The sequence below is a fragment of the Rhizobium oryzicola genome (assembly GCF_030504645.1).
GTDB lineage: Bacteria > Pseudomonadota > Alphaproteobacteria > Rhizobiales > Rhizobiaceae > Neorhizobium > Neorhizobium oryzicola.
The window spans coordinates 217,610-231,326 of record NZ_JAUKWQ010000005.1 but is presented as its reverse complement, the minus strand read 5'-3'; the positions used below and the strand labels follow the sequence as shown (position 1 = coordinate 231,326).

At 60.0% G+C, this 13,717-nt stretch carries 11 protein-coding genes; 10 read left to right on the top strand and 1 reads right to left on the bottom strand.

Features of this window, described 5'->3' with window-relative positions:
* Positions 1-2: 2 nt before the first annotated feature.
* From Q2T52_RS17075 to Q2T52_RS17055, 5 genes are all read left to right on the top strand, one after another.
* Positions 3-1,784, top strand: coding sequence for an amino acid ABC transporter permease/ATP-binding protein (locus Q2T52_RS17075; protein WP_302077996.1), 1,782 nt, complete (start codon positions 3-5; stop codon positions 1,782-1,784).
* A gap of 89 nt (positions 1,785-1,873) precedes the next feature.
* Positions 1,874-2,812, top strand: coding sequence for an ABC transporter substrate-binding protein (locus tag Q2T52_RS17070; RefSeq protein ID WP_302077995.1), 939 nt, complete (start codon positions 1,874-1,876; stop codon positions 2,810-2,812).
* 62 nt (positions 2,813-2,874) lie between these two features.
* Positions 2,875-3,816 carry an ABC transporter substrate-binding protein gene (locus tag Q2T52_RS17065; protein WP_302078166.1) on the top strand — a complete coding sequence of 314 codons (942 nt, stop codon included), beginning with the start codon at positions 2,875-2,877 and terminating at the stop codon, positions 3,814-3,816.
* Between the two features lie 41 nt (positions 3,817-3,857).
* Entirely contained in the window at positions 3,858-4,922 is a 1,065-nt protein-coding gene (locus tag Q2T52_RS17060) for an LLM class flavin-dependent oxidoreductase (RefSeq protein WP_302077994.1), read from the top strand.
* A gap of 95 nt (positions 4,923-5,017) precedes the next feature.
* The gene (locus Q2T52_RS17055; protein WP_302077993.1) at positions 5,018-5,653 is read left to right on the top strand and encodes an RBBP9/YdeN family alpha/beta hydrolase; all 636 of its coding nucleotides are present in this window, start codon (positions 5,018-5,020) and stop codon (positions 5,651-5,653) included.
* Between the two features lie 137 nt (positions 5,654-5,790).
* On the opposite strand, the gene Q2T52_RS17050 is transcribed toward Q2T52_RS17055, so the two are convergent.
* Positions 5,791-6,771 (bottom strand): substrate-binding domain-containing protein, encoded by a 981-nt coding sequence (locus Q2T52_RS17050; protein ID WP_436799551.1) that lies wholly within the window; start codon positions 6,769-6,771, stop codon positions 5,791-5,793.
* Between the two features lie 446 nt (positions 6,772-7,217).
* Here Q2T52_RS17050 and Q2T52_RS17045 point away from each other — a divergent pair, with 446 nt between their 5' ends.
* The 5 genes from Q2T52_RS17045 to Q2T52_RS17025 all read left to right on the top strand — a co-directional run bounded on the left by Q2T52_RS17045 (position 7,218) and on the right by Q2T52_RS17025 (position 13,708).
* Entirely contained in the window at positions 7,218-8,696 is a 1,479-nt protein-coding gene (locus Q2T52_RS17045) for a sugar ABC transporter ATP-binding protein (protein ID WP_302077991.1), read from the top strand.
* Entirely contained in the window at positions 8,693-9,730 is a 1,038-nt protein-coding gene (locus Q2T52_RS17040; RefSeq protein WP_302077990.1) for an ABC transporter permease, read from the top strand. Before Q2T52_RS17045 ends, Q2T52_RS17040 begins: the two co-directional genes overlap by 4 nt.
* A 50-nt stretch (positions 9,731-9,780) precedes the next feature.
* Entirely contained in the window at positions 9,781-10,800 is a 1,020-nt protein-coding gene (locus Q2T52_RS17035) for a substrate-binding domain-containing protein (protein ID WP_302078165.1), read from the top strand.
* Between the two features lie 61 nt (positions 10,801-10,861).
* On the top strand, positions 10,862-12,115 hold the full coding sequence (locus Q2T52_RS17030; RefSeq protein ID WP_302077989.1) for an LVIVD repeat-containing protein: 1,254 nt from the start codon (positions 10,862-10,864) through the stop codon (positions 12,113-12,115).
* 186 nt (positions 12,116-12,301) lie between these two features.
* Entirely contained in the window at positions 12,302-13,708 is a 1,407-nt protein-coding gene (locus tag Q2T52_RS17025) for an LLM class flavin-dependent oxidoreductase (protein WP_302077988.1), read from the top strand.
* Positions 13,709-13,717 lie beyond the last annotated feature (9 nt).

Genomic DNA, 13,717 nt, shown 5'->3' with positions numbered 1-13,717 from the left:
CGATGGCCGTCACGACCGACTTCATTGATTCCGACATCGCCAAATCCAAACCCGCACCGCAACCCAAAACCAACTATGCGCATTTCAAGATCGTGCCTGCGCGCTATCCGGCAAGAACGGCCGGCACGATTTTCGCGCTTGTCGTCATCGGGATTTCCCTGCAATCCGTGCTCACCAATCCTCGTTGGGGATGGGACGTGTTTGCACAATGGTTCTTCGCCGAGCCCGTTCTGGTGGGGCTTGGCCGCACGCTCCTGCTGACGCTTCTCGGCTCGATTTTCGGCTTTGCACTGGGTACGGCGCTGGCGCTGGCGCGTGTTTCCCGCTCGCCGCTGCTGTCGGGTCTCTCCTGGACCTATATCTGGCTCTTCCGCTCCATCCCGTTGGTGGTATTGCTGCTGATCCTCAACAATCTCGGTTATCTCTACGAGACGATCACGATCGGCGTGCCCTATACCGGCATCAACTTCTTCAGCTGGAACACCACGCAGATCATGACGCCTTTCGCGGCGGCATTGCTTGGCTTGACGCTGAACCAGGCTGCCTTCGCTTCAGAAATCATTCGCGGCGGCATTCTATCGGTCGACCAGGGACAGCTGGAAGCGGCGGCAGCGCTTGGTCTGCCGCGTAAGCGCCAGGCATCTCGCATCGTCCTTCCGCAGGCCATGCGCTCGATTCTGCCAACGGCTTTCAACGATATCATCGGCCTCGCCAAGGGCACGTCTCAAGTTTACATTCTGGCACTGCCGGAACTGTTCTATACGATCCAGATCATCTATCGCCGCAATCTCGAAGTCATTCCGCTGCTGATGGTGGCAACCGTCTGGTATCTGGTGATCCTCACGGTTCTCTCGATCATCCAGCATCATATCGAGCGTCATTATGCTCGCGGTGCGCTGCGCATTCTGCCGCCCTCCCTGTTTTCGCGGCTTTACCGGCAATTAGTTCCGGCACGCGAGCGCCGTACCGCCATTACGGCGACGCAGGTCAACCGCAATGTCAGCATCGCGCCCTTGCATGCACGCGGCGGTGACGTGACGATCCAGGGCGTTTCCAAGAGCTTTGGGCCGCTCAAGGTTCTGGATGATGTATCGCTGTCGCTTTCCGCCGGCAGCGTGACGGTCATTCTCGGCCAATCGGGCTCTGGAAAGTCGACTCTGCTGCGCTCGATCAACCATCTCGAACGCGTCGATGACGGCTTCATTGCCATCGACGGCCAGTTGATCGGCTATCGCCAGGAGGGCGAAACCCTTTACGAGTTGAAGGAAATGGACATCCTGAAACGCCGCGTCGAAATCGGCATGGTGTTCCAGAACTTCAATCTCTTCCCGCATCTCAGCGTGCTGGAGAACATCATCGAGGCGCCCGTCACCGTCCGTGGTGTTTCCCGCGAGCAGGCGGAAACCGAAGCGCGCGAGCTTCTCGCCCGCGTCGGTCTTGCCGACAAGGCGGAAGCCTATCCCCGGCAATTGTCCGGCGGCCAGCAGCAGCGCGTTGCGATTGCGCGCGCCCTGGCGCTGAAGCCGAAGGTGCTGCTGTTTGACGAGCCGACCTCCGCACTCGATCCGGAGCTCGTGGGCGAAGTGCTGTCCGTGATCAAGGAGCTTTCCAGCTCCGGCACCACGCTCATCATCGTCACGCATGAGATCGGCTTTGCCCGCGAAGTGGCGGATCAGGTCGTCTTCATGGAGCAGGGCCGCATCCTCGAAACCGGCACGCCGCACAAGGTCTTCAACAGGCCGGACCATCCGCGCACGGCGGAATTCCTGGCCAAGGTACTCTAACCATTTGTTTCTACGTATTTCCGGACGGAAAACCGGTTTCCACTTTTCCTGGAAATACTCCAACCAAAACACAAGAGGAACACCCGAACATGTCTTATTCAGCTAAGCTTTTCAGTGCCGTGGTGGCGGGCCTGCTGTCACTCATGGCTCCGATGGCCGGTATCGTCCATGCGCAGGAAGTCGATCTTTCGCCCGAGCAAAAAGGCCGCGTCAGAGCCGAGAAGGTGGAGGCGGCGATCAAGCTGATCCCGGCGGACTACAAGTTCGTCACGCCGGGCAAGTTCACGGTCGCGTCCGTTCCGGGACGTTTGCCCTTTGCCGCCTATGCCAGTGACAACAAGACGCCTGTCGGCAGCGAACCTGACGTGGCGCAGCTGGTGGCCGATAGCCTTGGCCTGCAGCTGGAACTCGTTCCCATTGCCTGGGCCGACTGGCCGCTCGGTGTGGTATCGGGCCGCTTCGATGCCGCAATTCACAACATCACCGTGACGGAAGAGCGCAAGGAAAAGTTCGACTTCTCCACCTACCGTAACGACCTGCTCGGCTTCTACTCGCCGCTGAACGGGAAGGTCACCAGCGTTTCCAAGCCGGAGGATGTCGCCGGTCTGAAGGTCATCGTGTCGTCCGGCACCAACCAGGAGCAGATCCTGTTGCGCTGGATCGAGGCTAACAAGGCCAAGGGCTTGGCCGCTTCGGAGGTGCAGTATTACGACGATGAAGCGGTTCTGGATGTCGCGCTGCAATCCGGTCGTGCCGATCTCTATCTTGGACCGAATGCCACTTCCGCTTTCAAGGCGTCCAAAGACAAGAAGACCAAGCTCGTTGGCACCTTCTCCGGCGGATGGCCGCAAACGGCGGAAATCGCCGTGGCGACAAAGAAGGGCTCGGGGCTCGCACAGGCAGTCACCGTCGCTCTCAATGAGCAGATCAAGAATGGCAATTACGCCAAGCTCCTGTCCCGTTGGAGCCTGACGGCCGAAGGCGTGAGCGAATCCCGAACCAATCCGCCGGGACTGCCGAAGAAATAATCGCTGGAGCGCGCCGTGGGGCGCGTGTCCTTCCATCCAATGAGGAGAGTGACATCGTGTCGATGTTCCAAAAGATTGGCCGTATTCTCGCGATCAGCCTAGTGCTTGCCAGTGCCGGGCTTGCTTCCGGGGCGTTAGCCGGAGCCGATAGCGTTTACGACCTGTCGCCTGAGCAAAACGGGCGCATTCATGTGCGCAAGAACCCGGACGCGATTGCTGCCATTCCGGCCGAGTTCAAGTTCGTGACGCCGGGCAAGCTCACCGTCGCGTCTGCCGTGGGTGGCCCGCCGCTGAATACTTATGCGACGGATGCGAAGACCGTCGTTGGCTCCGATCCTGATTTCGCCTCCGCCATTGCTGAAAGCCTCGGCCTGCAACTGGAAATCATCCCGGTTGCCTGGGCGGATTGGCCGTTGGGCTTGAGTTCCGGCAAGTATGATGCGGTGATATCCAATGTCGGCGTGACAGAGCAGCGCAAGGAGAAATTCGATTTTTCAACCTATCGGCAAGGTCTCCACGGTTTTTATGTCAAGGCCAATAGCCAGCTCCCCGTAATCAAGGAGCCGAAGGATGCTGCGGGCCTGCGCATTATTGTCGGTGCCGGCACCAACCAGGAGCGCATCCTGGTGCGGTGGAGCGAAGAGAACGTCAAAGCCCGTCTGAAACCGATCCAGCTGCAATACTATGATGACGAGGCTACACAGCTACTCGCGCTGCAGTCCGGCCGTGCCGACGTCATCGTGCAGCCGCATTCCACGCTGGTCTACATCGCTAACCGCGACAAGAATATAAAACGCGCCGGTACTCTCTCGGCGGGATGGCCGGAGCGGTCCGATGTCGCGATCACCACCCGCAAGGGCTCCGGTCTCGCCAATGCCCTCACGATTGCCACGAACGGACTGATCGCCAGTGGCGATTACCAGAAGATCCTCGATCGCTGGCAGTTGATCGACGAAGCCTTGTCGAAATCCGAGACCAATCCGCCCGGACTGCCAAAGTACTGATGCCGAAACAACCACTTGTGCATATTCAAAGGCCCTGACCCATGGCTCTCTCCATTTCGCATATCGGCTTCCTCACCCCCGGCAACTATCCCGATGACGATCCTGCAGCCGGTCTGGAGGATTCGTTGAAGCTCTTTGAGATCGGTGAGGAACTGGGCTTCAACAGTGCATGGGTGCGTCAGCGCCATCTGGAGCATGGCGTGTCGTCGGCGCCGGTCTTCCTCGCGGCGGCAAGCCAGAGAACAAAACGGATCGAACTGGGTTCAGCGGTGATCCAACTCGGTTATGAAAACCCGTTCCGTTTGGCGGAGGATCTGTCGATGGCCGATTCTCTCTCGGGTGGGCGTCTGAATGTCGGCGTTAGCGCAGGTCCGCCGCTGCATGCGGAATTGGTCGCGCCATTGGTCTTCGATGGTGATTGGCGCAGTTTCGATTTCTCATATGGGCGGGTGGAGCGGCTTCTTGATAACCTCTCCGGGCGCTATCTGGGCGATGGTGAAACCTATGTGGTCTCGCCAGGCAACCGCCAAAGGGCCCGATTGCAACCTTTCGCAGCGGGTCTTAAGAACCGGGTCTGGTATGGCGGCGGTTCACTTCGCTCCTATCAGTGGACTGGCAGCAAGGGGCTCAATCTGATGATCGGCAGTCTCACCTCCGGCGATGTCTCCGATCGCTTCGAAGAGACGCAGCTTGCCCAATTGAGGGCCTATCGTGCTCTGTTGCCGACCGGCCGCATTCCGCGGGTCGCCGCCGGACGGGTGATCGTGCCGACCGATAGCGCCGATGCCAAGACACGGGCCCGCTACAGCGCCTATGCGGCCAGCCGCCACGAACGGACCCTGTCCCCGCAGGGGCCGCGTCGCACCCTGTTCAGTCGCGACCTCGTGGGGAGTTCGCAGGAGATTATCGAGCGGCTTCAGGCCGATCCCGTGCTGGCCGAGGTGCAGGAACTGCGTCTCGAACTGCCTTACGAGTTCGCACTGGATGAGTATGTGCAGATCATCACCGATTTCGCCAGGCTGATCGCCCCGCAGATCGGATGGCAGCCGAGGACCGAGCCCATTGCAGCAGCTACGTTGTCGAGCGACCGCCGGTTCGCAAATTAATCTAGTTGTTCAGTAGAATTTAGATGCGTGTTTCTTCGGGCCCGGTCGATAAACACCTATGATCCTGATCGTCGCAATCAAACGGGAAATCCTGCATGGTTGATACGCTTATTCTGCCGGGCCTGAACGGATCGGGCGAGGCGCACTGGCAGCGCATCTGGGTTCGCGAGCGTCCGGACTGCCGGGTGCTGGAGCAGGAGAACTGGGCCTGTCCCGACTTGCGCAAGTGGCGTGCAAGGCTGGAGGAGGAACTGGCGGGTTCCGAAGCCGTCATCCTGGTTGCACACAGCCTGGGCTGTATCCTGGCGGCCAGCCTTGCCTGGTCGCCTTATGCCAGGAAGATCCAGGGCGCGCTTCTGGTCGCGCCCTGCGACATGAAGAAGGTGGAGGAGTTGCACCCGTGTGCCGTCCATCTGGACCAGTTTCCCAATAATCCCCTTCCTTTCCCCAGTCTCGCCATCGGCAGCGCGAACGATCCCTACATGGATCCGGCATCCCTTCAGCGGCATGCTGCCTGGTGGGGCAGCGATGTGAAATCGCTTGGCGCCGTTGGTCATATCAATGTGGCCAGCGGTTTCGGGCGCTGGTCGCAAGGCTATGCCATTTACGATGACTTCGTTGAGCGCTTGAACCGGCGCGATACTTCTGCAAAGCCGCAGCAGCGCTTGCCCGTCCGGACGGACCTCCTGAGCGCCGTCATCGATTCGAAGCTTTCACTCTTCCCGCACTGACAGGCCACACTCATCGATCCCGCTGGCCGGCTCTCGCCGTCAGATTCAACGGCTATTCACGTCTCTTATGAAAGCGAGGACGGAGATCGTTGATCTCCGTCCTCGCGTCTGCGTGGAGCATGCTTGGGAGGATCGGCTCAAAACGCCGCAGACGGAATCCAGCTGGCGGTCACCGCGGTGCTGGTCGAAAAGGCCGGGATCTTCTTGGCCAGTTCTTCGATGGTATTGACGCCGGCATCGCGCAGATCCTTCTGCGTCACCAGCACAGGATCCACCACGATCTGGTGCGGCACATTTTCGCCGGCCAGCTGAAGGGCTGCCGCCCGAATGGAGACCGCGCCGACGACTGCCGGGTTGGTGGCGGCAGTTGCGACCCAGGGACTGCCCTTCTCGGTGATCTCCTGAATATCTGCAGTCGAGATATCGGCCGAATAGATCTTCACCTTGTCCGCGATGCCGAGGTCGTTGACGGCCAGCTTCACGCCGCGGGCAAATTCGTCATAGGGCGCGAAGACCACGGTGATGTCAGGATTGGCGCGGAATACCGCCTTAGCCTGATCTGCGGTGGCGGTCGCCGTTGTATCGCTGACGGTGCCGAAGCGCGCCTTTTCAACGATATCCTTGTTCGCGCCCTTTACCTTTTCCCAGACTTCGTTGCGGCGATCGAGCGGCGCAAAGCCCGCGACGTACACGTAGCCGGCCTTGAAGCTGGTGCCGTTATCCTTCAGTGCCTGCTGCAGGGCCAGTTCCGCCAGCTTGTGGTCGCTCTGTTCGACCTGCGGGATCTTGGGATTGTTGAGGTTGACGTCGAAGGCCACCACCTTGATCCCCTTGTCGAGCGCCTGCTGCACCACGTCGGAGAGCGCTTCCGGCTGGCCGTGATCGATGACGATCGCCTTGGCCCCAATGTTGATGGCCTGCAGGATTTGTTCGCGCTGCTCGGCCGCATTCTGGCGGCCGGGGAAAATCTGGAGATCGACGCCCAGTGCCTTGGCTTGAGACTGCGCACCGGCCTGATAGGCCTGGAAGAAGTCACCAGCAGAAATATAGCTGATGAGCGCGATCTTCACGTCCCCCTTGTCAAATGGAGCAGGCGCGCCGTTCAAACCGGCTGCCATGGCCGATGACGTCGCCAGAAACGCGATTGTCGCGGTGACAGATGATTTCAATCCGATGGAACGCAATGTCATGGAAAGACCCTCTCTTAAGGCACGCGCACCCGACCCTGAATGTCGATGCAGTGCGGAAACCGGCTTCACCGCACGTTCTCGGCGGCGATCATAATAATCCATAATTTTGATAGATAATTCAGCGCGAATTGTTGCGTATTGCGGGGGTGAACCGGGTTTTCTTGCTCCGGCGCGGGCGGGCCTGGAAAAATCTGACTATCGTCAAGCCACAGATTGTTGTGGTTGAACGGGTCTTGGGATTACCCGCGATGAAGTTCGCCAAGCGACTGAAAAGAGAAATCTTTTCTACATTTCAGCTGCCGCAGGCAAGGCGCGTTCTTGAATGACAGGCTGTTGCGATTACCACTCATGGCGCATCAATCACGGACCGCGTCATGCCTCTCATCGATATCGAAAATGTCCGTCGATCCTTTGGATCCACCAGGGCGCTGGCGGGAGCTTCCCTTGTGATCGAGCGTGGCGAAATCGTTGCGCTGATGGGTGCCAATGGTGCCGGCAAATCGACGCTGGTGAAGATCCTGTCCGGCGTTCAGGCGGCCGATAGCGGGTCGATCCGGATGAACGGGCAGGCTTGCGCGCCACAGACGCCAGCGCAGGCCGCGGCGCGCGGTGTCGTCACCGTTCACCAGTCGACGGATCTTGTCGGTATTCCGGACCTGACCGTGGCGGATGCGCTTCTGCTCAATCATTTTGTTGATGGCCGCCAACCCTTCTTTTTGACGGCGCGCAGCGTCCGGCGAACTGCCGCGGATATATTGCGGGAGGCCGGTTTCGATCTGCCGCTCGAGCGTCGGTTTTCGGAGTTGGGGCCTGCGGACCGGCAACTCGTCGCGATCGCGCGGGCGCTATCGATGAAGGCACAGTTGCTGATCCTTGATGAACCGACAGCCAGTCTTTCGACGGAAGAGGCAAGCCGGCTTTACCAGACGGTGCTGGGCCTGAAGGCACGAGGCATCTCGGTTCTCTACATCTCGCATCGCACCGCCGATATCGCTGCACTTGCCGACCGCGCTGTGGTGCTGCGGGGCGGGAAGGATGTCGCGGCCTTTACGCGGCCGATCAACTTCAATGCGGCGATCGAGGCGATGATCGGCAGGCCGTTGAACGCGGCGCGCCCGCAGGCACGGGCTGCCCTTGGGCCGGTCGTGCTGGAGCTGCGAGCGGTTCAGTTGCATCGTGGAACCGCGCGGTTCGATCTTCAGGTGCGTGAAGGTGAGGTTGTCGCGATCACCGGTGTACTGGGGGCCGGCAAGAGCCGCCTGTTGTCTGCGCTGTTCGGAACTCACCATTTTGCAGGCGGGCAGGCATTTCTGGATGGACGCGCCTATGCGCCGCGCAATCCGGCAGAGGCCCTTGCCGCCGGTGTCGTGATGGCCGCCGAGGACCGGCATCGCTCATCCTTGATGCCACGCGACTGGCCGGGAGAAACCATTGCCGCCACCATCAGCCTGCCGCATCTGCCGCGCTGGTATCCGCGTGGCTTGATGTTCTCTGGCCGGGAGACCCAGGAAGCGAACAAGGCGATTGCCAGGCTGGGCATCAAGGCGCAATCGCCGCATCAATCCATCTGGGCGCTTTCGGGAGGCAACCAGCAAAAGGTGGTGCTGGCGCGCTGGGAAGCTGAACCAAGCCGTCTTCTTCTGCTGGACGAGCCTTTTCAGGGGGTCGATGTCGGCGCCCGCCAGGACATCATTGCTGCCATCCGCGCCGACCGCAGCCGCACCACCTTGATTGCCACATCCGATGCCGAAGAGGCCCTCGAGGTCGCGGACCGGGTCCTCGTTATGGAGAACCATAGCTTGCGACCGGAACATCAGAGCGACGCGCCTGCGCCGCTGGAGGAACATGCATGAGCGAGATCAGCCAGAGTCAAGCGGTACCAGCCCCTTATCATCGAAGCACGGCAGATGTGGTGAAGGACATCATCCGGCGCGGAGCCGTCTTCCTGCTCTTAGGCGCCCTGTTCATCCTGTTTACGGCAGCGCAACCGGCCTTCCTGACCGTCAACAACCTGATGAGCGTTTTGCAGGCGGTGTCGGTCGTGGCGATTATCGGGGCGGGGGTCACGGTCACGCTGGCGATCGGCGGGTTTGATCTCTCGGTGGGCGCGGTGGCCGCCTCCAGTGTCATGGCTGCCAGCTATGCCATGATCGTGCTCGGCCTTTCCGCCTGGCAGACCGTGCCGCTGGTGCTGACCTTCGGTGCGCTGGTGGGGCTGGTGAACGCCTTCCTCATCGTCAAGCTGAAGGTGCCGGATCTGCTGGCGACGCTTGCCACCATGTTCCTGTTGACGGGGCTGCAACTCATCCCGACCGCCGGTCGCTCCATTTCCGTTGGCCTGATCCTGCCGAATGGCACGACCGCCACAGGCAAATATGATCCGCTCTTTCTGCTGATCGGCCGCTCCAGTCTGTTTGGTACCGTCCCGCTGCCGGTCGTCCTGATGGCAGTGGTTGCCGTCGCTCTCTACGTGCTGACGGAACATACGCGCTTTGGCCGTCTGCTGTTTGCCACCGGCGGCAACGAGATCGCAACCCGGCTGGCCGGGGGCAATACGGCCCGTATCCGCACCATTGCCTATGTTCTGTCCGGTACGCTGGCGGCGCTTGGCGGCATCATCGTTGCCGCCCGTGTCGGCCGTGGCGATGTGTCGTCCGGTGCGTCCCTGCTGATGGATTCGGTCGCCGCCTCGCTGATCGGCTTTGCGGTGCTCAGCCTCAAGCGTCCGAACGTGCTGGGAACCACGGTGGGCGCGGTCTTCGTTGGGGTTCTCCTCAACGGGCTGACCATGCTCAACGCGCCTTATTACACGCAGGATTTCATCAAGGGTGTCGTGCTCGTGGGGGCGCTTGCGCTGACCTACGGCTTCAGCCGCGCCCGCACCTAAACCCTCCTTTTCAAGTCTATGGGGACATCAATGAAGAGACTGATCAAGACATTCGCCGCCGTGATCGGCGGAACCTTTGTGCGCATGCCGCCATGGCGGCCGGCATTGCCGGTGCGCCGGCACCCTTCGACAAGCGGCAGGTCAACATCGCCGTCGTCAGCTTCCTCGGCAGCGGCGACTGGCTGCAGGCCTTTGAGGCCGGTGTGAAGCGGCAGGCGGATGCGCTTGGCGTAAAACTCACCGTCTCGCAGGCGCGCAACGACAATGAAACGGAGCGCAATCTGGTCGAGCAGGCGATTAATCTTGCCGTCGATGGCATCATCATCAACAATGGCCGTCCCGAAGTGCTGAAGGATGTCGCACAAAAGGCTCTCGACAAGGGCATCAAGGTGGTCGCCTATGACGTGAACCTCGACAATCCGAAAATTCCGCAGATCGAGCAGAGCGACAAGGATATGGCGACCCTGGTTCTCGATCAGGCCATCAAGGACAAGGGCGATGGCTTTACCGGCGGCGCGGTCTATGTGGCGGGCTTTGCGCCGCTCGACCGTCGTTACGCTGTCTGGAAGGATTATATCGCCAAGCATAACCTGAAGGAAAAGGCTGTCTGGGGCGTGGTGAACGATACGGTCCCGGCCTCGGTGGCCGACCAGACCAAGGCTGTGCTGCGCGCCAACCCGGATATTTCCGTCATCTTCACCCCTTGGGATGAGTTCGCGAAGGGCGTGAAACTCGCCATTGATGAACTCGGCGTCGCCAATAAGGTGAAAATCTACGGTGTCGATACCTCCACCGCCGACATCCAGCTGATGATAGAGCCAGACAGCGCCTGGGTTGCAACGGCAGCAACCAATGCTGCCGTGGTGGGTGAAGTCGCGGTTCGTGCCGCGTCGCTGGATATTGCCGGTCAGTTACCCGGCGCATCTGTGCTGCTGAAGCCAACGCTGATCACTCGCGACGATCTCACTAAGAACAATATCGGCACGATCGAGGACTTGCAGAAAAAGTTCCCGGCTTTCCAGAAGAGCGATGCCGCAACGGCAAGCTGGATTCCGGCTGCGAGAAACTGATCAGTTCGCATCGCCTCTTCGGGAGGCGATGCATGTTTACACGAGACATTCGAGACGCATCATGGCCCAGAACCACCTGCCTGCCCCCGATTATGCCCGCAATATGAAACTGATCGGCCATAGCGATATTGGCGGTCGGGGCGATGGTCTGCAATTGATGGTGCATCGCGGCCACGCCTATGTGGCGCATCCCTGGTCACAGGGCTTTTCCATCATTGACGTGCGGGATCCGGCCCATCCGAAGACGGTCAATTATGTGCAGGCGCCAGCCAACACCTGGAACATCCACCTGCAAACCCATGGCGATCTTTTGCTGGTTATCAATGCGCTCGACCTCTTCGCGGATGTGGACACCTTCACCGACGAGAAGGCCTATTACACCCAGTCGGTGGGCGAGACGGTTGCTGCGAAAAAGCGGGAACGCGCCTGGACCGCAGGCATGACGGTGTTCGACATTTCCGTGCCGGATCGCCCGCGCAAGATCGGTCAACTGGATGTGGAGGGCGTCGGCTTCCATCGCCTCTGGTATGTTGGCGGGCGCTATGCCTATGCCTCGGCGCTGCTGGACGGATTTTCAGACTATATCTTCGTCACCATCGACATGGCGGATCCGACGAAGCCGGAACTGGTCGGTCGCTGGTGGCTGCCGGGGATGAACCGCGCAGCAGGTGAGGAGCCTGATTGGGGCGAGGGTCGTCGCTATGCGCTGCATCACGCCCTTGTTCATGGCAACACCGCCTATGCCTGCTGGCGCGATGGCGGGCTGACACTGCTCGACATTACCGATCATGCGGCGCCGAAGCTGATCAAGCACCACAACTGGTCTCCGCCCTATGGCGGCGGCACCCATTCGCCGCTGCCGCTGCCCGGTCGTGATCTCCTTGTCGTGGCCGATGAGGCCGTGCTGGACAATGAGGAAGATGGCCGCAAGCACACCTGGGTGTTCGATATTCGCGTGCCGGAAAACCCGATCAGCATTTCGACCTTCCCGATCCCGAACGAGGCGGATTATGCCTCAAAGGGAGGGCATTTCGGTCCGCACAACCTGCATGAGAACCGGCCTGACAGCTTTCAGTCGGAAACCTTGATCTTTGCGACATGGCAGAATGCCGGCATTCGCGCCTTCGATATTTCCGATCCCTATTACCCGGTCGAGACCGGTGCGCTGGTTCCAGCTGGTCCCACGGTCATGACAGATCGGCGTCCCGGCAGGCCGCAGGTCATCCAATCCGCCGATGTGTTCGTGGATGCAAATGGACTGATTTACGCTACCGATTACAATGCCGGGCTGGAGATTATCGAATACGGCGGATGAGTGTGTTTCGCGGCCCCTGCGCGGTCTCCGGTAACGCGTAACGCGGGGAGGGCTATTGCTCCGATTTTCCGTTTGGAGCAAAAATCTTCCATCAAACGCTACTCTATTATTCCATAATGTCTATCGATTTATAGCGTTTCTGCGATGCTTCTCTCCGGCAAGGCCAAGACCGGCATGGAGAAAGCGATGACCAAGACCATCCATTTCAACGCCTTCGACATGAACTGCGTCGGGCATCAATCGCCCGGTCTTTGGGCGCATCCGCGAGACAAATCCTGGAAGTACAAGGATCTGGATTATTGGCAGGATCTTGCGCGCACGCTGGAGCGCGGCATCTTCGACGGCATCTTCATTGCGGATGTGATCGGCTACTACGACGTCTACAAAGGCAATAATTACCACGCCATCCATCAGGCGGCGCAGATCCCGGTCAACGATCCGATCCAGCTTGCCGCACCGATTGCCCTGGCAACCGAACATCTTGGCATCGGCATCACCGCATCGACCTCCTTCGAGCATCCCTACACCTTCGCGCGCCGTCTGGCGACGGCAGACCATCACACCAAGGGACGCATCGGCTGGAACATCGTCACCTCCTATCTCGAAAGCGGGGCAAAGAATGTCGGCCAGACGGGGCTGCAGCGGCACGACAACCGCTATGAGATCGCCAACGAATATCTGGAAGTGATCTACAAGCTGCTCGAAGGCTCCTGGGAAGAGGGGGCCGTTGTGCGGGACCGGGAGGCACGCGTCTTCACTCTTCCTGAAAAGGTTCATGAGATCGGACATCATGGCAAATATTTCCATGTGCCGGGCTATGGTCTCACCGAACCATCACCACAGCGAACGCCGGTGCTCTATCAGGCTGGTGCTTCGGGTCCTGGCAAGAAATTCGCCGCCGAGCATGCCGAATGCGTGTTCGTCGCGGCGCAGACCAAGACCATTCTGCGTAATTATATCCTCGATATCGAGGAGCGGTTGCGGGTGGCCGGGCGCTCGCGCGCAGACATTCGCATCTACAATCTGCTGACCGTTATTGTCGACGAGACAGACGAGAAGGCGCGTGACCGGTTCCGCGACTATCTCGATTATGTCTCCTATGATGGCGCGCTCACCTTCATGTCCGGCTGGACCGGCGTCGATTTCTCCCATTACGCACCTGACGATCTCGTTCGCAAGGTGGAGACCAACGCCATCCATTCCGCCATCGAAAGCCTGTCCGAAGGCGATCCGAACAAGCGCTGGACCATTCGCGAACTGGCTGAATGGGGCGGCATCGGCGGCATGGGCCCGGTTGTCGTCGGCTCTGCCCAGACGGTGGCGGATGAATTACAGGCCTGGGTGGAGGAAACCGGCGTCGACGGGTTCAATCTTGCCTATGCGGTCACGCCCGAAACCTTCGAATCCATCGTGGACCTGCTGGTGCCGGAACTGCAGCGTCGCGGCGTCTATCCCAAGGCCTACAAGCCGGGAACGCTGCGCGAGAAGTTGTTCGGCAAGGGCCCCTATCTTTCCGAGACACACCCCGCCAACCGTTACCGCGACATCGAAGCGGTAAAGCGGTCCCAGGCATTGCTGCCGACAGGCAGCTGACGATCAACT

Coding starts and splice junctions, on each gene's coding strand:
- Q2T52_RS17075 (WP_302077996.1), top strand. CDS start 3: ATGGCCGTCACGACCGACTTCATTGATTCCGACATCGCCAAATCCAAA.
- Q2T52_RS17070 (WP_302077995.1), top strand. CDS start 1,874: ATGTCTTATTCAGCTAAGCTTTTCAGTGCCGTGGTGGCGGGCCTGCTG.
- Q2T52_RS17065 (WP_302078166.1), top strand. CDS start 2,875: ATGTTCCAAAAGATTGGCCGTATTCTCGCGATCAGCCTAGTGCTTGCC.
- Q2T52_RS17060 (WP_302077994.1), top strand. CDS start 3,858: ATGGCTCTCTCCATTTCGCATATCGGCTTCCTCACCCCCGGCAACTAT.
- Q2T52_RS17055 (WP_302077993.1), top strand. CDS start 5,018: ATGGTTGATACGCTTATTCTGCCGGGCCTGAACGGATCGGGCGAGGCG.
- Q2T52_RS17050 (WP_436799551.1), bottom strand. CDS start 6,771: ATGGCAGCCGGTTTGAACGGCGCGCCTGCTCCATTTGACAAGGGGGAC.
- Q2T52_RS17045 (WP_302077991.1), top strand. CDS start 7,218: ATGCCTCTCATCGATATCGAAAATGTCCGTCGATCCTTTGGATCCACC.
- Q2T52_RS17040 (WP_302077990.1), top strand. CDS start 8,693: ATGAGCGAGATCAGCCAGAGTCAAGCGGTACCAGCCCCTTATCATCGA.
- Q2T52_RS17030 (WP_302077989.1), top strand. CDS start 10,862: ATGGCCCAGAACCACCTGCCTGCCCCCGATTATGCCCGCAATATGAAA.
- Q2T52_RS17025 (WP_302077988.1), top strand. CDS start 12,302: ATGACCAAGACCATCCATTTCAACGCCTTCGACATGAACTGCGTCGGG.